We start from the raw sequence: 18,208 nt of genomic DNA, 5'->3' as shown, positions 1-18,208 counted from the left end.
TGATCGGGTAAGTCACCGTCAGGAGGAGGCGGAATGGGGCGTTTTTCTCGGAGGACCCTGGGGGTCGCGGCGGCCGGCGTGCTCTCCGGCGCGCTGCTCACCGGTGCCGGTGCGGGGCCGGCGCGAGGGGAGGGGGCGGGACGCGGGAGCGGGCGGCGTCCCGAGATGCGCGGCATGTGGGTGGCGACCGTCGCCAACGTCGACTGGCCCTCGAAGGCGGGGCTGACCGCGCGGGAGCAGCAGGAGCAACTGCTGGCGCTCCTGGACACCGTGGTCGAACGCCGGCTGAACACCGTGGTCCTCCAGGTGCGGCCCACGGCCGACGCCCTGTGGCCCTCGCCCTTCGAGCCGTGGTCGCAGTACCTCACCGGCACCCAGGGCAAGGATCCCGGCTGGGATCCACTGGGCTTCGCCGTGCGTGAGGCGCACCGCCGAGGGTTGGAGCTGCACGCCTGGTTCAATCCCTACCGGGTGGCCAACCACGCCGATCCGCGCCGACTGGTGGCCGACCATCCCGCGCGGCGCCACCCGGAATGGGTGGTGCCCTACGGCGGGAAGCTCTACTACGACCCGGGCCTGCCCCAGGTCCGCCGGTTCGTGCAGGAGGCGATGTTCCACGCGGTGGAGCGCTACGACATCGACGCGATGCACTTCGACGACTACTTCTACCCCTACCCGGTCTCCGGTCAGGTCTTCGACGACGACGCGACCTACGAGCGGTACGGCGGGGACTTCGCCGACCGGGGCGACTGGCGGCGCCACAACATCGACCTGCTGGTGCGCGAGACGTCCCGTCGGCTGAAGCGGACCAAGCCGCGCGTGCGCCTCGGCGTCAGCCCCTTCGCCGTCTGGCGCAACAAGGACACCGATCCGGCCGGCTCCGACACCCGTGCCGGGGTGCAGACCTACGACGACCTGTACGCCGACACCCGCACGTGGGTGCGCGAGCGCTGGATCGACCACGTCGTGCCCCAGGTGTACTGGAACATCGGTTTCGACGCCGCCGACTACGCCAGGCTGGTGCCCTGGTGGGCCGGCGTGGTGCGGGGCACCGGAGTCGACCTGTACATCGGCGAGGCGCTGTACAAGGTGGCGGACCCGGCCCAGGGGCCGGCCTGGCACGATCCGACCGAACTCTCCCGGCACCTGACGCTGTGCCGGGAGCACCCCGAGGTGCGCGGCAACGTCTACTTCTCGGCGCGGCACGTCGCCGCGGATCCGATCGGGGCCATGAGCCGGGTGGTGCGGGACCACTACGGCACCCGGGTCCGACCGCCCCGCTGAGCCGTGTCCACCGCCTCCTTCCGTCCTCCGTCGTCTCCTGCCGCGCGCCCGGCGCCGGTCCTCAGTGGCGTCGGGGTTCGCCGTGCTGGAGCAGGGGTTCACCGTGGTGCCGCACCACCGAGTCGGGCCCCGGCGAGACCACGGTCTCGTGCCCGTCCTCGAAACGGACCCGGTACGGTGGTTCGCCGCCGTCCCCGAGCACCTCGACGATCTCCGCGACCCTGTCGTGCTGCCCCACGGTCCTGCCGTGCACCAGCAGCAGGTCGCCCTTGTTCGCCCGCATCGTCACTCCTTTCGGAGTTCGGCCCTGCATGTCCCTTATGGGTACGAGTCTAGGGGTGCGGTCGTCGTCCGGCCTCCTCACGGGGGTCGGGCTCCGGGGGCCGCATCCGCCTTCCGCACACGACCGGAAACAGTCGTGCACGCCCTGTCCAACAATGTGGTTCACGGCTCTACCATCCGGTAATGCACCTCCGGATCACGCTGCTCGCCGCCGCCCGCAGCTCCTCCCTGCTGGACGTGCGCTTCGAGGACGACAGGCCCCTGGACGCCGCCGGGTGGCGGGAGGCCGAGCGGGCCATCCCGGTGTACGGGCACCTGGCCGGCGCGGAACTGCGGTACTGCTCGCCGACCCTGCGGTGCCGCGAGACCGGCGAGGCGCTCGGTCTGCGGCCCATCGCGCAGCCCGCGCTCCGCGAGTGCGACATGGGTCGCTGGCGCGGCCGTACCTTCAGGGAGGTCGCCGCGTGCGAGCCGAGGGCCGTGGACGTCTGGCTCGCCGATCCCCACGCGACCCCGCACGGTGGTGAGTCGCTGTTCTCGTTCATCCTGCGGATCGGCGACTGGCTGGACACCCGACCTGGAGGCGAGGGCGAGGAGTGCCCGATCGCCGCGGTCGTGGAGCCGACGGTGCTGCGCGCGGCCGCGGTCTACGCGCTGAAGGCGCCTCCGCACACCTACTGGCGCGTCGACGTCCACCCACTGTCGGCGATCACCCTGACCGGCCGGGCGGGGGACTGGATGCTCGGCATGGACCACTGAGGGTCCGGTGGGGCGCGGCGATCGTCCCGCGCCCCACCGGGATCACAGCTCGCGTTCGGCGTAGGCGGCCATCGCGTCGCGGACGAAGGCCGCCGTGCCCTCGCCGTGTCGGTCGTAGGTGGCGGTGAAGCGCGGGTCGTCGACGTACAACTGCCCGAGCCCGGCGAACTGCTCCGCGGTCGGCCTGCCCTGCCAGCCGATCGCGATCCACTCGTAGTGCCGTCGGGTGATCGCCGACACCTCGTCGCTGTCCGGCGCGAGACCGGCCCGGTGGGCGCGGGCGAAGGCGGTGGCGATGTCGACCTGTCGCTGTTGGAGCTCCTTCTTGTCGTCCGGTGACAACGAGCGCCACCAACGGTCGCCCCGCTCGTAGGCGTCGCGACCCCAGCGTTCGATCACCTCGTCCTTGTGGAGCGTGTGGTCGAAACCGTCGAGAACCTCGTCCGGCATCAGGGGCTCGCCTCCTTCCATCCTGTCCAATGTCGTCCGTACCGACTCGATCTGCCGCCCCAGTCGCTCCCTCTCCCGTTCGAGCAGCCTCAGGTGGGTGCGCAGCGCGGCGGCCGCGTCCCGCTGCCCGTCGAGGGCGTCGGAGATGGCGGCCAGTCCCAGGCCGAGTTCGCGCAGGAGCAGGATCCGCTGGAGCCGCACCAGCGCGTGCTCGTCGTAGTAGCGGGTCCCGCCGTGCCCGATCCGGCTGGGACGCAGCAGCCCGATGGCGTCGTAGTGACGCAGGGTGCGGCTGGTCGTCCCGGCCGAGCGGGCGATCTCCCGAATCGACCACTCCATGCCGTGGGGCTCCTCCGATCCGTCGGTGGTCCCGACGCTAGGGGTTTCCGCTGCGTCAACTTCAACCCCTTTCCCCGGTGGGTTCCGGCCGGCGGGCACCCGCGCGCGGACCCGCTGTCGCACCCCCGTCGCGACCGAGCGTTTCAGCCGGCCGACCGAGCGCACCTGTCGGCCGCGGGCACGGCCCGACCCTTCCGGTCCTCGACCGCCGGGCCGTCACCTCGGCTCGCGGGGGCGGGGCGACGGGCCGGCCGGGCGCCCGGTGGACGTACGCCCCCGCTCCGCCCCTGTCGCCTCCAGCGCGGTGGCCGACTCGGGACAGCCGGCCGAGCCGCGTTCACCGATGAGTGGCCGACACTGCCGCGAGGCCCTCTTGCAGATCCTTGACGAAGTACTCGGGAACCTCCAGCGACGGGAAGTGTCCCCCGCTCTCGGGTGACCTCCACCGGACGATTCGTCGGTACCGCTCCCGTGCCCAGGGGCGCGGGCACTTCTCGACATCGCGGGGATACATGGTGATGGCCGACGGGACGTCGACCCGGAGTTCGGGGTCCAGCGAGTTGTGGCTTTCGTAGTAGATGCGGGCCGACGACGCGCCGGTCCGCGTCAGCCAGTACAGGGTGACGTTGTCGAGAACCCTGTCCCTGGAAACCGTCTCGAACGGGCTGTCCTCGGTGTCCGTCCACTCGGCGAACTTGTCGAGGATCCAGGCGAGGAGCCCGACCGGTGAGTCGACGAGCGAGTAGCCGATGGTCTGCGGTCGGGTCGCCTGCTGCTTCGCGTACGCCGCGCGGTGGCGCCAGAAATCGCGGGTCTCCTCGGTCCACGCGCGCTCGACCGCCGTCAGCCCCTCTGTCGTCAACCCGGGCGGCGCCTCCGCGAACGTCGTGTGGATGCCGAGAACGTGCGCCGGGAACCTGCCGCCGAGAACCGTGGTGATATTGCCTCCCCAGTCGCCGCCGTGGGCCGCGAACCTGCTGTAGCCGAGCCTCCCCATCAGTTCCACCCATGCGGCCGCGATCCTTTCGGTTCCCCACCCGGTGGTGGCCGGCTTGTCGCTGTGACCGAAGCCCGGCAGCGACGGGACCACGACGTGGAACGCCGGCACGTCCGCGTCTTTGGGATCCGCCAGCTCGTCCACCACATCGACGAACCGAACAACGCTGTCCGGCCAGCCGTGCGTCAAGATCAGAGGAATGGCGTCCGCGCGCGCGGACCGGCGGTGCAGGAAGTGGATTCCCAGGCCGTCGATGGTCGTGCGGAACTGGCCGACACGGTCAAGGCGCTCTTCGAACGACCGCCAGTCGTACTCGGTGCGCCAGTAGTCCACGACGTCGACGAGGTCGGCGAGGGGCACGCCTTGTTGCCATCGGCGGGGGCCGGGCGCGGCGCGATGGACCGTCTCGGCCTCCGGCAATCGGGCCGCGGCCAGTCGCGCGCGCAGGTCGTCGAGGTCGGCGTCGGTTGCGCGGGTTTCGAATGCCTGCACGTCGCTGGTCGGGCGGGGCATGAGACCTCCTGGCCGTCGTGGAACCGGTTACGATCCATCGTGAACCGGCTAAGGCGGTTCTAGCAGCCCTCCGGGTCGCACTGCAACCTGCTAAGGTGGTTCCATGCGCGCTGGGTTCCCCGAGTTCCGCCTCGGCAACGTGCTGGCGACCAGCTTCACGGGGACTCTGTCGGAGCGTCACGGCAACGCTGTGGAGCGCATTCCCACGCCGGGCCGACTCGTCGACTGGCTGGCGGTGAACGGCCTCGCCGTGGACTCCTGCACCACCGCCCAGCTCGACCTCGCTCGGGAGCTGAGGGAGTCGATCCACGCCGCCGCGACAGCGGCCGCGCTCCGGGAGGCTCTCCCCGTGTCCGCTGTCCACGTCATCAACGACCGCAGCGCTCGGGGTCGGGCCGCGGCGATCCTGACGCCCGAGGGCGAGCGGCGATGGCGGCTCGGCTCGACTTCCTGCGTGGAAGACGCCCTCAGCGTGATCGCCGCCGACGCGATCGGCATCATCGCGGGCGAACGAGACGGACGACTGGCCCTGTGCGCGTCACCGACCTGCCGAGCCGCCTTCTTCGACACCAGTCAGAGCCGCACTCGCAAGTGGTGCGACATGAACACCTGTGGCAATCGCCAGAAGAAAGCGCGCTTCAACGCCAAGCAGCGCGGAACTCCCGGGCCGACGGAGTGATCGTTGCCTCGGTGGACCCGAGTGGTCCCCACGCCCGCGGCACGTCTGTCGCGTTGGGCGCACCCCAACGGCACCACTGGGAGCCGTCCGTCGTCCTCGACCGGCGTCCTCGGTGAACCTCTTTCGCCCCCGGCCGGAAGCCGGGGCATCGCCGCGGACGGGCCCCACCACTCGACCGGAGGCCGCCGGCGCGGCATGAACGCCCAGGTCGCCGCCTGTCCGAAGGGCACCTCGCCCTGATCCTCCCGCGCGACGCCGGGACGCGCCCACGGCGTGGTCCGGGCCTGTCCTCCCGAGGCGGATCCTCGCCTCGACCGATCGGGCCCGTCGGGGAGCCGGTGCCGCCGTCCGCGGCCCCTGCCACCACCGCGGCGACCAGCCCGAGCGCCACCGGCGGTTCACCCCGACGCGCCGGCCGCGCCGGCCGCGCCGGCCGCACCGTCCAGACCCTCCCCGTCCTTCCGGCCTGCGACGGCACGGGACGAAACAGGTCCACCACCTCACCCGCCGAGCAAAGCGCCCGATCGCGACGCCCGTGCCGCCCACCGCGGCCATATTGCATAAAAGTTCAGCAGTACGTATAGTCATGCTGTCCATGAGGAGGGAATCGATGGCGGTACGAGCGGCAGTGGCGGGGGCCAGCGGCTACGCGGGGGGCGAACTCCTGCGCCTGCTGGCCGCGCACCCCGAGGTCGAGATCGGCGCGCTGACGGGCAACTCCAACGCCGGGCAGCGCCTGGGCGCGCTCCAGCCCCACCTGTCACCGCTGGCCGACCGCGTCCTGGAGGCGACCACGACCGAGGCGCTGAGCGACCACGACGTGGTCTTCCTCGCCCTGCCGCACGGTCGGTCGGCGTCCGTCGCCGAGCGGCTCGGCGACGAGGTGCTGGTCGTCGACTGCGGGGCGGACTTCCGGCTGAGGGACCCGGCCGCCTGGGAACGCTTCTACGGCACGCCCCACGCCGGCACCTGGCCGTACGGCCTCCCCGAGCTGCCGGGGGCCCGCGAGGCGCTGAAGGGGTCCCGGCGCGTCGCGGTCCCCGGCTGTTACCCGACGACCGTCACGCTCTCGCTCTTCCCGGCCTTCGCGGCGGGGCTGGTGGAGCCCGACGTGGTGGTGGTCGCGGCCACCGGGACGTCCGGGGCGGGCAAGGCGCTCAAGCCCCACCTGCTGGGCAGCGAGGTGATGGGCTCGATGAGTCCGTACGGCGTCGGCGGCGTTCACCGGCACACCCCGGAGATGGTCCAGAACCTCTCGGCGGTGGCGGACGAACCGGTCACCGTCTCCTTCACCCCGACCCTCGCCCCGATGTCCCGCGGCATCCTCGCCACCTGCACCGCCAAGGCCCGCCCGGGAGTGGACGGCGACCGACTCCGCGAGGCGTACGAGAAGGCGCTGGCCCCCGAGCCGTTCGTCCACCTGCTGCCCGAGGGGCAGTGGCCGTCCACCGCGGCCGTGTACGGCTCCAACACCGTGCTGGTGCAGGTCGCCTACGACGAGGCCGCCCACCGCGTCGTCGTCGTGGGCGCCCTCGACAACCTCACCAAGGGCACCGCCGGAGGCGCGGTGCAGAGCATGAACATCGCCCTGGGGGTTCCCGAGGGGACCGGGCTCCCGGTGACCGGGGTCGCCCCGTGAACCGCGCGGGCGGCGGACGGAGCGCGGCGGACGGAACGGACGGAGGGATGCTGTGAGCGTGACCGCGGCGAAGGGGTTCACGGCGGCGGGCGTCGCCGCCGGAATCAGGAGCGACGGAGCCCCCGACCTGGCCCTGGTCGTCAACCACGGGCCGAGGCAGGCCGCCGCCGGCGTGTTCACCTCCAACCGGGTCAAGGCCGCCCCCGTGCTCTGGTCCCGGCAGGTCCTGAGGGGCGGACGGGTGTCGGCGGTCGTCCTCAACTCCGGGGGAGCCAACGCCTGCACCGGCCCGCTCGGCTTCCAGGACACCCACGCCACCGCCGAGAAGGTCGCCGAGGTGCTCGGGCACAACGCCGCCGAGGTGGCCGTGTGCTCCACCGGCCTCATCGGCGTCCGGTTGCCCATGGACAGGCTGCTGCCCGGCATCGAGAAGGCGGCGGCGGGGCTGTCGGCGCACGGCGGCGACCGGGCCGCCATCGCCATCAGGACCACCGACACCGTGTACAAGACCGCCGTCGTCGAGGGCGCGGGGTGGACGGTGGGCGGCATGGCCAAGGGGGCGGGCATGCTCGCCCCGGGGCTGGCCACCGTGCTGGTCGTCCTCACCACCGACGCCGACGTCGAGAGCGCGGAGCTGGACGCGGTGCTGCGCGAGGCCACCCGTACCACCTTCGACCGGATCGACTCCGACGGCTGCATGTCCACCAACGACACCGTCCTGCTGCTGGCCTCCGGCGCCTCCGGTGCCACCCCGGACCGCGAGGAGTTCGCCGAGGCCGTCCGCACCGCCTGCGAGGAGCTGGCCCGGCAGCTCGTCGGCGACGCCGAGGGAGCCTCCAAGGACATCCGCGTCGAGGTGGTGAACGCGGCGAGCGAGGACGACGCCGTCGAGGTCGGCCGCGCCATCGCCCGCAACAACCTCCTCAAGTGCGCCGTCCACGGCGAGGACCCCAACTGGGGCCGCGTGCTCTCCGCCATCGGCACCACCTCCGCCGCCTTCGAGCCCGACCGGCTGAACGTCGCCGTCAACGGGGTGTGGGTCTGCCGGAACGGCTTCGCCGGCGAGGACCGCGAGCTGGTGGACATGCGCTACCGGGAGGTCCGCATCACCGCCGACCTGGCCGCGGGCGACGCCTCCGCCGTCATCTGGACCAACGACCTCACCGCCGACTACGTCCACGAGAACAGCGACTACTCCTCATGAGCACCCGCAAACACACCGCCCTCCCCAAGGCCGAGATCCTCATCGAGGCCCTGCCCTGGCTCACCCGCCACCACGGCAGGACCGTCGTCGTCAAGTTCGGCGGCAACGCCATGGTGGACGAGGACCTGAAGGCGGCCTTCGCCCAGGACGTGGTCTTCCTGCGACACGCCGGCCTCAAGCCCGTCGTCGTCCACGGCGGCGGCCCCCAGATCAGCGCCCACCTGGACAGGCTGGGCCTGGTGTCGGAGTTCAAGGCCGGACTGCGGGTCACCACCGACGAGGCCATGGACGTCGTGCGGATGGTGCTGGCCGGACAGGTGCAGCGCGAACTGGTCGGCCTGCTCAACCGGCACGGGCCGCTGGCCGTCGGCATGACCGGCGAGGACGCCCACACCATGACCGCCACCAAACGCTACGCCGAGATCGACGGCGAGCGGGTGGACATCGGCCGGGTCGGCGAGATCACCCACGTCGACGCCGGCGCGGTCCGGGCCCTGCTGGACGACGGCCGCATCCCGGTGGTCTCCTCGATCGCCCGCAGCGCTGACGACGGGCACGTCTACAACATCAACGCGGACACCGCGGCCGCCGCGCTCGCCGCCGAACTGGGCGCCGAGACGCTGATGGTCCTCACCGACGTCGAGGGGCTGTACGTGGACTGGCCGAACAGCGACGAGGTGATCAGCCGGCTGACCGCGAGCGAGCTGGAGGAACTGCTGCCGGACCTGGCCAGCGGCATGGTGCCCAAGATGGAGGGCTGTCTGCACGCGGTCCGCAACGGCGTGCGGACCGCGCGCGTCATCGACGGGCGCGTCCAGCACTCCATCCTGCTGGAGATCTTCACCGACGAGGGAGTCGGAACCATGGTCGTCCCGGACGGGACGGCCCCGAACGAGGCGGTACCGGGCGGGACGACGGCATCGGACGAGGGGGAGAGGGCATGAACGGCACCGACACGGCGGACACCGCGCGCACCGGGAGCGGCGGCGAGACCGGCGCCACCGGCAACGCCGAACTGACCCGCCGCTGGCAGGGCGCGCTGATGGACAACTACGGCACCCCGCGCCTCCCCGTCACCCACGGCGAGGGCGCCCGGCTGTGGGACGCGGACGGCAAGGAGTACCTGGACTTCGTCGGCGGCATCGCCGTCAACGCGCTCGGCACCGGACACCCGGCGGTCGTACGGGCCGTCTCCGACCAGATCGCCACGCTCGGCCACGTCTCCAACCTCTTCGTCGCCGAGCCCCCGGTCGCCCTGGCCGAACGGCTGCTGCGGCTCTTCGACCGGCCCGGGCGCGTCTTCTTCTCCAACTCCGGTGCCGAGGCCGTCGAGGCCGCGTTCAAGATCGGACGCTGTACGGGCCGGACGCACATGGTGGCCACCGAGGGCGGCTTCCACGGCCGGACCATGGGCGCCCTGGCACTGACCGGGCAGGCCGCCAAGCGGGACCCGTTCCTGCCGCTGCCCGGCGAGGTCACCCACGTCCCCTACGGTGACGCCGACGCGCTGCGGACGGCCGTCACCGAGGAGACGGCCCTGGTGATCGTCGAGCCGATCCAGGGCGAGAACGGTGTCGTCGTCCCGCCCGAGGGCTACCTGGCCGCGGCCCGCGAGATCACCGCCGCCACCGGCACCCTGCTGGTGCTCGACGAGGTCCAGACGGGCATCGGCCGCACCGGCCACTGGTTCGCCTGCCAGGCCCAGGGGGTGCGGCCCGACGTGGTCACCCTCGCCAAGGGCTTGGGCGGCGGACTGCCCATCGGCGCCACGATCGCCTTCGACGGTGCCGCCGAGCTGCTGACGCCCGGCCGGCACGGCACGACCTTCGGTGGCAATCCGGTGGCGTGCGCGGCGGCGCTCGCGGTCCTGGACACCATCGAGGACGACGGGATCCTGGACCACGTCAAGCGGGTCGGCGGCCGGCTGCGCGACTCCGTCCGGGCGTTGGGACACCCGCTGATCGACCGGGTCCGCGGTGCCGGACTGCTGCTGGGTATCGTACTGACCGAACCCGTCGCGCCCCAGGTGCAGAAGGCGGCCCAGGACGCGGGCTTCCTGGTGAACGCGTGCGCTCCGGACGTCGTCCGGCTCGCCCCGCCGCTGATCGTCGGCGAGGCGGAGGTGGACGCGCTGGTCCGCTCCCTCCCCGCCGTCCTCGACGCCGTCGACGGGACCCGACGAGCCGGAGACTGACGAGACGATGACCGAGGCGCAGGGCAGCAACAACGGGGGCCCGGCCGTACCGCACACACGTACGGCCCGGCACCGCAGGATCGTGGAGATCCTGAACCGCGAACCGGTCCGCTCGCAGAGCCAGCTGGCCAGGCTCCTCGCCGACGACGGGCTGAGCGTCACCCAGGCGACGCTCAGCCGGGACCTGGACGAGTTGGGCGCGGTGAAGATCCGCAACGCCCGGGGCGAGCTGATCTACGCCGTGCCCGGGGAGGGGGGCGACCGCACTCCCAAGGCGCCGCTGGGGGAGTCGGCGAGCGAGGGGCGGATGGCGCGACTGGCGGGCGAACTGCTCATCTCCGCCGAGGCCTCGGCCAACCTGGTGGTGCTGCGCACCCCGCCCGGTGCCGCGCAGTTCCTCGCCTCGGCCATCGACCAGGCGGAGGTGCACGACATCATCGGCACCATCGCGGGCGACGACACCCTGCTGCTGATCAGCCGCCACCCCACCGGTGGCCAGGCGCTGGCCGACCACCTGCTGGGGCTGGCGCAGAAGCACTCCCCGCAGCGCAACCACCCCTGAAGGCGCGCGGGCCCCTCGGGCGCGCGGGCCGGGGGGGAAGGCCGAGGAGGCCAACGTCCCGCGTTTCCGGGGAACTTGACGGCGAGGGCCCGACGCGTCGACGCACGGTCGTGGGACTAGGCTGAAGGTCGTGGAGAAGCCGGGGAGATCGTAGAGGCGAGGGGGGCGGACTGTGGCCGCCGGGGGAGGGGCCCCGACAGGGGAGCCGGAGCTGGCACGTGAACTGCGGAGGCTGCGCCGGGACCACGGGCTGACGCTCGCCGCCCTGGCGCGGCGCACGAACTACAGCAAATCGTCCTGGGAGCGCTACCTCAACGGCAAGACGACTCCGCCGAGACAGGCCGTGGTCGCCTTCGCGCACGTCGTCGGCGTCCGCCCGGACCCTCTGCTGACCCTGCTGGAGTCGGCCGGGACGGCCACGGAGAAGGAGCACCGGGAACCGGGCGCGGACGTGCCCGATCCGGTGCCGGAGCCCCTCCCCCCGTCCGAGGAGGCCGCCGCTTCCGCACCGGCCTCGCCGACGGCGGTCGAGCCGCGGCCGGTGCCTCCCGCCGCCCGGAGACGGCCGTGGCCGTGGCGAGGAGGGGCATCGGACGGCGACGCTGCCGGCGACACCCGGCACGGGACGGCGTGGCCCCACCGCGGAAGGGTGTCGACCACCGTGGTGGCCGTCGTGCTCGCCTTCTTCGCGGGGATGCTGGCGGACCGGCTCTCCCTCCGGAAGGAGACCGTGGAGGACCCCGCGGGAACCGGGGTCACGACCCTGCGGAGCGCCTCGGAGTCGACCGCCGGCACCGTCGGCTGCAGCGGTTTCGAGTGCAAGGGGCAGGACCCGCAGCGGCTCGGCTGCCACATCGGAGTGTGGACCGCGGCCAAGATCGAGGAGGGCGACATACGGCTGGAGCTGCGCTACAGCCCCTCGTGCCGGGCCGCCTGGAGTCGGATCACCGGGGGCTCGGTGGGCGACGTCGCCCGGGTGGAGGAGGCGCGCGGGACGGTCGAGGAGCGGGCCATCCGCTACGACCACGACACCTACTCGCCCATGGTGGAGGCGCACTTCCCGGCCGCGGTCCGCGCCTGCGCCGAGCTGGTGGACGGCAGGGAACTCTGCACGCCGCAGGGTGGTGCGTCCCCCCTGCCGGAGGAGCCCACGAACGAGGCGCACAAGGACTGACGTCCCCACGTGCCCGGCCCCCCCCCGACGCGCGGCGAGCGCCACGTCCGCGGCCCGACGTCGCCGTCGGCGGCGAGACCGACGGACGTCCGGTGGCGGACCGCGGCGCTGTGGGTGTGAAGCCCGTGAGCTGTGGGGACGGTCCCCGTCGAAGCGGTCGGGAGGATCGGGACGGTCGGGACGACGAGGTTCCGTTGGGGCGCCGGGGAGCGGGGCCCGGACGCGGCGCCGGAAGGACGCCGGCGTCCTTCTCAGGACGCGGCCCGCCACTCCTCGGCCAGCAGCGACCAGACCTGGAGATCGTGGCGCCGTCCGCCCAGGGGGAACACGCTGCGCAGGGTGCCCTCGTGCGTCATGCCCAGCCGCCTGGCCACCGCGACACTGGGGCCGTTCTCCGGGGAGACCAGCCACTCCACCCGGGACAGGCCGCGGACGCCGACCGCCCAGTCGATCATGCGGGAGGCGGCGGCGGTCACCAGCCCGCGCCCCTGTGCCTCGGGTGCCAGCCAGGCGCCCAACTCGCAGGAGCCCGCGGCGGCGTCGAACAGCCGGAACATCATGCCGCCCACCAGCTCGCCGTCGAGCCGGATGCCGTAGATCCTGCCCTCGTCGGCGGCCTGCCGGTCCGCGTGTCGCTGGAGGAAGGCCCGCGCGGACTCCTCGTCGGTGACGGAGTGGGCCCACGGCAGCCAGGGGGCCAGGTGGTCGCGGACGCGCTCGGTGTACGCGGCCAGCTCCGGGGCCTGCCACGGCTCCAGGGGGCACAGCTCCGCGCCGTCACCGAGAGGGGTGCTGAGCATGGGGCGGATCTCCTCGGGTTCGTCCGCGGGCGCGTGGCCGCCGCGGTGGAGCGTGCACGGATCCGCTGCCACGGTAGCCACGTCCCCCGCACGGCACCATCGGAGAGCCGTACCGCCTCGCGGTTCGGCCCGGCGGGCTCTCAGCCGAGCTTCTTGTGGAAGAGCGTGGTGGGCCGCAGCACGCCCGCGGTGTCGGCGGCGTAGTCCGGGATCGTCCCGTCCTCCGTCCAGCCCGCCGAGCGGTAGAGGCGCTCGGCGGGGCTGCCGGTCTGGGTGTCCAGGACCAGCAGGGAGATCCCCGTGGCCGCCGCCTCCCGTTCGGCCAGCTCCAGCAGCGCCCTGCCCAGGCCGCGGCCGCGGGCGTCCCGGTGCACGATCAGTTTGGCGATCTCGGCGCGGTGGCGGCCGTTGGGCATGCCGCCCCGGCGCAGCTGCACGGTGCCCACGATCCGGCCGCCGTCCTCCCGGGCGGCCCACAGCACCGCCTCGCCCTCCGCGACCGCGGGGGCCGTCCCCTCCCACCAGGCGGCGATCCCCGCCCGGTCGGGAGGGGCGAGGAAGCCGATGGAGGAGCCGTCCTCGACGGCGTCGCACACCAGGTCGGCGAGGTCGCCGGAGAGGGCGGGGAGGTCGGTGGCGGAGAGCCGGTCGATCACCGGGGCCACGCTGTCCAAAGGGTCGGTTCGCACCGCATGATCAAACATCCTCCCCGGGCGGACGCGCAACGACGTTCCGCCCGTCGGTCGGCCGGCCGCCGTCACGCGGGGGTGGGCGGCAGGGGCAGCGGCAGCCCCGGAAGGCCGTCGATGCTGGTGGCGATGTGCTCCTTCTTGTGGAAGTACGCGTCCAGCGACTCGTCCGTCTCGCGCGCGAAGCGGGAACCGTGCAGCGGGCGGTCGCTCTCGTACGTCATCAGCGGCACGGCGTAACCGCAGGTGTCGCGGATCAGCTCGGCGGTGACCACGATGATCGCGCGCAGGCCGTGCCGGGAGTGGTCGATGTCGGGGAAGCGGCCGATCAGCTCCCCCCAGCGCGGGTCGTCGCGGAAGACGGGTTCCCCGCGGCCGTGGACGCGCACGATGTTCGGCGGGCCGGAGAAGGCGCACCACATCAGGGTGATGCGGCCGTTCTCCCGCAGATGCGCGACGGTCTCGGCGTTGGAGCCGGCGAAGTCGAGATAGGCGACGGTGCGTTCGTCGAGGACGGCGAAGGACCCCCTCAGCCCCTTGGGGGAGAGGTTGATCGTGCCGTCGCCGGACAGCGGCGCGGTGGCGGTGAAGAAGACGGGCTGCGCCTCGATGAAGTCCCGCAGCCGTCCGTCGATGCGTTCGTGTGTCCTTCCCATGTTCCGCATCATGCCCGTGCGCGCGGGTGCGCGCCCACTCTTTCCGGTGCGCCCCGGGAGGGCGAGGATGATCGAGGCGCGGGTGCGCCGGGTGCCGGTGGACCACCCGTGGCCGCCCGGTCCGCCGGGAAAGAAGGCGGGGCCGGACGCGTGGGTGGGGGACGCGGCACTCTCGGACGGGCCGCGCCGCCGGTCCGGTCACGCTTCCGGGGCGCGTTGACGAACCATGCGAGGGAGTGCATACTTATACCAGTCAGCGCATGCATCGTAAGGAGCCCCCCGTGACCGAGCGCGTCGTACTCGCCTACTCCGGTGGTCTGGACACCTCCGTCTGCATCGGCTGGATCGCCGAGGAGACGGGCGCCGAGGTCATCGCCGTCGCCGTGGACGTCGGCCAGGGCGGAGAGGACCTCGACGTCATCCGCAAGCGCGCGCTCGCCTGCGGTGCCGTCGAGGCGGAGGTCGCCGACGCCAAGGACGAGTTCGCCGAGGAGTACTGCCTCCCGGCGATCAAGGCGAACGCGCTCTACATGGACCGCTACCCGCTGGTCTCCGCCCTCTCCCGGCCGGCCATCGTCAAGCACCTGGTGGCCGCCGCCCGCAAGCACGGCGCCACCACCGTCGCCCACGGCTGCACCGGCAAGGGCAACGACCAGGTGCGGTTCGAGGCGGGCATCTCCTCCCTCGCGCCCGACCTGAAGTGCATCGCGCCCGTGCGGGACTACGCCATGACCCGCGACAAGGCCATCGCCTTCGCCGAGGCCAAGGGCCTGCCGATCGCCACCAGCAAGAAGTCGCCGTACTCCATCGACCAGAACGTCTTCGGACGGGCGGTGGAGACCGGCTTCCTGGAGGACATCTGGAACGCGCCGATCGAGGACGTCTACGACTACACCCAGAACCCGGCCACCCCGCGTGAGGCCGACGAGGTGGTCATCACCTTCGACAAGGGCGTCCCCGTCGCCATCGACGGCAGGCCCGTCACCGTCCTGCAGGCCATCCAGCAGCTCAACGAGCGGGCCGGGGCCCAGGGCGTCGGCCGGATCGACATGGTCGAGGACCGGCTCGTCGGCATCAAGTCACGCGAGGTCTACGAGGCCCCGGGCGCCATCGCGCTGATCACCGCCCACCAGGAGCTGGAGAACGTCACCCTGGAGCGCGAGCTGGCCCGCTACAAGCGGCAGGTCGAGCAGCGGTGGAGCGAGCTGGTCTACGACGGCCTGTGGTTCTCCCCGCTCAAGCGGGCCCTGGACGGGTTCGTCGCCGAGGCCAACGAGCACGTCTCCGGCGACATCCGGATGACCCTGCAGGGTGGCCGGGCCGTCGTCACCGGCCGGCGCTCCCAGGAGTCGCTCTACGACTTCAACCTGGCCACCTACGACACCGGCGACACCTTCGACCAGTCGATGGCCAAGGGCTTCATCGAGATCTTCGGCATGAGCAGCAAGATCGCGGCCAAGCGGGACCTCGACCAGTAGTCCGCGGCACACGGCAGCCGCACACCGCCCGCCTCCTCCGCCCCCGTGGTGGGGGAGGCGGGCGTCCCCTCACCCCGTCACCTCCCTGTACGACCGGTACGCGCACGAGGAGCACCGATGACCAACGGCCCGCAGACCCCCGAGCCCGCCGCGGGCGGCGACGTACGGCTGTGGGGGGGCCGGTTCGCCGACGGGCCGGCCGAGGCCCTGGAGAAGCTCTCCGCCTCCGTCCACTTCGACTGGCGGCTGGCCCCCTACGACATCGCCGGGTCACGGGCCCACGCACGCGTGTTGAACAAGGCCGGGCTCCTCACCGACGACGAGCTGGAGCGGATGCTCGCCGGACTCGACCGGCTGGCCGCGGACGTCGCCGACGGAACCTTCACCGGGACCATCGCCGACGAGGACGTGCACACCGCGCTGGAACGCGGACTGCTGGAGCGGCTCGGTCCCGAGCTGGGCGGCAAGCTCCGTGCCGGACGCTCCCGCAACGACCAGGTCGCCACGCTCTTCCGGATGTACCTGCGCGACCACGCCCGGATCATCGGCGGCCTGCTCGCCGACCTGAACGAGGCCCTGGTCTCCCTCGCCGAGGCGCACCCGGACGTGGCGATGCCCGGCCGCACCCACCTCCAGCACGCACAGCCCGTCCTCTTCGCCCACCACGTCCTCGCCCACGTCCAGGCCCTGTCCCGGGACGCCGAGCGGCTGCGGCAGTGGGACGCGCGCACCGCCGTCTCGCCCTACGGTTCGGGCGCGCTGGCCGGTTCCTCGCTCGGTCTGGACCCGCGGGCCGTCGCCGCCGACCTCGGCTTCGAGCACGGCTCGGCGGCCAACTCCATCGACGGCACCGCCTCCCGCGACTTCGTCGCCGAGTTCGCCTTCGTCACCGCGATGATCGGTGTGGACCTCTCCCGGCTCGCGGAGGAGGTCATCATCTGGAACACCAAGGAGTTCTCCTTCGTCACCCTCCACGACGCCTTCTCCACCGGCTCGTCGATCATGCCGCAGAAGAAGAACCCGGACATCGCCGAGCTGGCGCGCGGCAAGTCCGGCCGGCTCATCGGCAACCTCACCGGTCTGCTGGCCACCCTCAAGGCACTGCCGCTGGCCTACAACCGCGACCTGCAGGAGGACAAGGAGCCCGTCTTCGACTCCTGCGACCAACTGGAGATCCTGCTCCCGGCGTTCACCGGGATGATGGCCACCCTCACCGTCAACCGCGAGCGGATGGCCGAGCTGGCGCCGGCCGGCTTCTCCCTGGCCACCGACGTCGCGGAGTGGCTGGTGAAGAGGGGGGTGCCGTTCCGCGAGGCGCACGAGATCGCGGGGGAGTGCGTCAAGGTCTGCGAGGCCGACGGGATCGAGTTGGACGAGCTGACCGACGACCGGTTCGCGGAGATCTCCCCGCACCTGACGCCCGAGGTCCGCTCCGTGCTGAGCGTGGAGGGGGCGCTGGCCTCGCGCGACGGACGAGGCGGTACCGCGCCCTCGGCGGTCGCCGTCCAACTCGCCGAGGTCAAGGAGGAACTGGCCGTCCAGCGGGCCTGGGCGTCGGCGGTTTCGGGCGCCGGCGGCGCGGACCCGGGCCACTGACCGATCCGGCCGATCCGGCCGGGCCCCGGGCCGCCTGGGCCGACGCGCTCCCGGGGCGGGGCGCGGACGCGTCCCGGTGGCCCTCCGGGACCCCGGGGCGCTTCCTGGCCCTCCGGTCAGGCGGCCTTGGCCTTGGTGGCGTAGACGTCCACGTACTCCTGGCCCGACAGCCGCATCACGTGGCTCATCACCTCGTCCGTCACCGCCCGCAGCACATAGCGGTCACGGTCCATGCCGTCGTAGCGCGAGAAGTCCAGCGGCTCGCCGAAGCGGACGGTGACGCGGCGGCCCGGGCCGACCCGGGGAAGACCGCGTCCGCCGGGCTGTACGCGGTCGGTGCCGATCATCGCGAACGGAACCACCGGCGCCCCCGTCATCAGCGTCAGCCGGGCGATGCCGGTGCGGCCGCGGTAGAGACGGCCGTCGGGGGAGCGGGTGCCCTCCGGGTAGATGCCGAAGACCTTGCCCTCCTCCAGCACCCGGCGGCCGGTCATCAACGCCGCGACGCCGCCGCGGCCGCCGTCGCGGTCCACCGGGATCATGCCGACCCCGGTGAAGAACCACGCCATCAGACGTCCCTTGAGGCTGGTGCCGGTGACGTACTCGTCCTTGCCGATGAAGAAGACCTGCCGGTCGACGACGAGCGGGAGGATCATGGAGTCGATGAACGTCAGGTGGTTCCCGGCCAGGATCACCGGGCCGCTCCCCGGGATGCGCTCGGCTCCCTGAACCCGAGGACGGAACAGCACGCGCAGGAGCGGGCCGAGCAGCGCCTTGATGAACAGGAAACGGGACAACGTGTCCTCCGGTCGTGATGGTCAGCGCGCACACCCGCGCAGGTGAGTACGGTACTCGCGGATCCCCACCGGGCGCGCGCCGGGTTCGTGTCACGGATACCCCGTGACGGCGTGGT

Annotated in this window: 18 protein-coding genes; 11 read left to right on the top strand and 7 right to left on the bottom strand. The window is 72.5% G+C overall.

Translation table 11 applies throughout. The features are described from left to right. Positions 1-33: 33 nt before the first annotated feature. Positions 34-1,284: a glycoside hydrolase family 10-like protein gene (locus F0L17_RS03825; protein ID WP_155069964.1), complete on the top strand. Its 1,251-nt coding sequence runs from the start codon at positions 34-36 to the stop codon at positions 1,282-1,284. A gap of 61 nt (positions 1,285-1,345) precedes the next feature. Here the strand turns inward: F0L17_RS03825 and F0L17_RS03820 are convergent, their stop codons facing one another. Next, positions 1,346-1,567: a DUF1918 domain-containing protein gene (locus F0L17_RS03820; RefSeq protein WP_155069963.1), complete on the bottom strand. Its 222-nt coding sequence runs from the start codon at positions 1,565-1,567 to the stop codon at positions 1,346-1,348. A gap of 182 nt (positions 1,568-1,749) precedes the next feature. Between F0L17_RS03820 and F0L17_RS03815 the strand changes: the two genes are divergently transcribed. Continuing rightward, the gene (locus tag F0L17_RS03815) at positions 1,750-2,325 is read left to right on the top strand and encodes a histidine phosphatase family protein (protein WP_155069962.1); all 576 of its coding nucleotides are present in this window, start codon (positions 1,750-1,752) and stop codon (positions 2,323-2,325) included. A gap of 42 nt (positions 2,326-2,367) precedes the next feature. On the opposite strand, the gene F0L17_RS03810 is transcribed toward F0L17_RS03815, so the two are convergent. Together F0L17_RS03810 and F0L17_RS03805 are read right to left on the bottom strand one after the other, a co-directional pair. After that, positions 2,368-3,114 carry a MerR family transcriptional regulator gene (locus F0L17_RS03810; protein ID WP_155069961.1) on the bottom strand — a complete coding sequence of 249 codons (747 nt, stop codon included), beginning with the start codon at positions 3,112-3,114 and terminating at the stop codon, positions 2,368-2,370. A gap of 337 nt (positions 3,115-3,451) precedes the next feature. Continuing rightward, entirely contained in the window at positions 3,452-4,624 is a 1,173-nt protein-coding gene (locus F0L17_RS03805; RefSeq protein ID WP_155069960.1) for an epoxide hydrolase family protein, read from the bottom strand. A 103-nt stretch (positions 4,625-4,727) separates the two neighbouring features. Here F0L17_RS03805 and F0L17_RS03800 point away from each other — a divergent pair, with 103 nt between their 5' ends. The 7 genes from F0L17_RS03800 (at position 4,728) to F0L17_RS03770 (ending at position 12,076) form a co-directional block, all read left to right on the top strand. Further along, positions 4,728-5,303 (top strand): CGNR zinc finger domain-containing protein, encoded by a 576-nt coding sequence (locus F0L17_RS03800; protein ID WP_155069959.1) that lies wholly within the window; start codon positions 4,728-4,730, stop codon positions 5,301-5,303. A gap of 610 nt (positions 5,304-5,913) precedes the next feature. Further along, a complete protein-coding gene (gene argC, locus F0L17_RS03795) occupies positions 5,914-6,942 on the top strand; it encodes an N-acetyl-gamma-glutamyl-phosphate reductase (RefSeq protein ID WP_155069958.1) in 1,029 nt (342 codons plus the stop codon). A gap of 52 nt (positions 6,943-6,994) precedes the next feature. Then, the gene (argJ, locus tag F0L17_RS03790) at positions 6,995-8,146 is read left to right on the top strand and encodes a bifunctional glutamate N-acetyltransferase/amino-acid acetyltransferase ArgJ (protein WP_162465751.1); all 1,152 of its coding nucleotides are present in this window, start codon (positions 6,995-6,997) and stop codon (positions 8,144-8,146) included. Continuing rightward, on the top strand, positions 8,143-9,090 hold the full coding sequence (gene argB, locus F0L17_RS03785) for an acetylglutamate kinase (protein ID WP_155069957.1): 948 nt from the start codon (positions 8,143-8,145) through the stop codon (positions 9,088-9,090). The genes argJ and argB overlap by 4 nt, the downstream gene beginning before the upstream one ends. Further along, complete coding sequence (locus F0L17_RS03780) at positions 9,087-10,340, top strand: acetylornithine transaminase (protein ID WP_155069956.1); 1,254 nt, start codon at positions 9,087-9,089, stop codon at positions 10,338-10,340. Before argB ends, F0L17_RS03780 begins: the two co-directional genes overlap by 4 nt. A 7-nt stretch (positions 10,341-10,347) precedes the next feature. After that, a complete protein-coding gene (locus F0L17_RS03775) occupies positions 10,348-10,902 on the top strand; it encodes an arginine repressor (RefSeq protein WP_155069955.1) in 555 nt (184 codons plus the stop codon). A gap of 172 nt (positions 10,903-11,074) precedes the next feature. Beyond that, positions 11,075-12,076, top strand: a complete 1,002-nt coding sequence (locus F0L17_RS03770) for a helix-turn-helix domain-containing protein (protein ID WP_338017938.1) — start codon at positions 11,075-11,077, stop codon at positions 12,074-12,076. A 251-nt stretch (positions 12,077-12,327) separates the two neighbouring features. On the opposite strand, the gene F0L17_RS03765 is transcribed toward F0L17_RS03770, so the two are convergent. From F0L17_RS03765 to F0L17_RS03755, 3 genes are all read right to left on the bottom strand, one after another. Further along, on the bottom strand, positions 12,328-12,876 hold the full coding sequence (locus tag F0L17_RS03765) for a GNAT family N-acetyltransferase (RefSeq protein ID WP_155069954.1): 549 nt from the start codon (positions 12,874-12,876) through the stop codon (positions 12,328-12,330). Between the two features lie 140 nt (positions 12,877-13,016). After that, positions 13,017-13,565 (bottom strand): GNAT family N-acetyltransferase, encoded by a 549-nt coding sequence (locus F0L17_RS03760; protein ID WP_420802374.1) that lies wholly within the window; start codon positions 13,563-13,565, stop codon positions 13,017-13,019. Positions 13,566-13,633: 68 nt separating this feature from the next. After that, a complete protein-coding gene (locus F0L17_RS03755; protein WP_155069952.1) occupies positions 13,634-14,221 on the bottom strand; it encodes a pyridoxamine 5'-phosphate oxidase family protein in 588 nt (195 codons plus the stop codon). Between the two features lie 281 nt (positions 14,222-14,502). On the opposite strand from F0L17_RS03755, the gene F0L17_RS03750 reads away from it, so the two are divergent. Both F0L17_RS03750 and argH read left to right on the top strand, forming a co-directional pair. Then, positions 14,503-15,699: an argininosuccinate synthase gene (locus F0L17_RS03750; RefSeq protein WP_162465750.1), complete on the top strand. Its 1,197-nt coding sequence runs from the start codon at positions 14,503-14,505 to the stop codon at positions 15,697-15,699. 117 nt (positions 15,700-15,816) lie between these two features. Next, positions 15,817-17,295, top strand: a complete 1,479-nt coding sequence (gene argH / locus F0L17_RS03745) for an argininosuccinate lyase (protein WP_155069950.1) — start codon at positions 15,817-15,819, stop codon at positions 17,293-17,295. Positions 17,296-17,411: 116 nt separating this feature from the next. Here argH and F0L17_RS03740 read toward each other — a convergent pair whose 3' ends face one another. Continuing rightward, on the bottom strand, positions 17,412-18,092 hold the full coding sequence (locus tag F0L17_RS03740; RefSeq protein ID WP_155069949.1) for a lysophospholipid acyltransferase family protein: 681 nt from the start codon (positions 18,090-18,092) through the stop codon (positions 17,412-17,414). Positions 18,093-18,208 lie beyond the last annotated feature (116 nt).

Origin of the sequence: Streptomyces taklimakanensis (assembly GCF_009709575.1) — a bacterium.
Lineage (GTDB): Bacteria > Actinomycetota > Actinomycetes > Streptomycetales > Streptomycetaceae > Streptomyces > Streptomyces taklimakanensis.
This window is presented reverse-complemented; position numbering and strand designations above follow the sequence as displayed.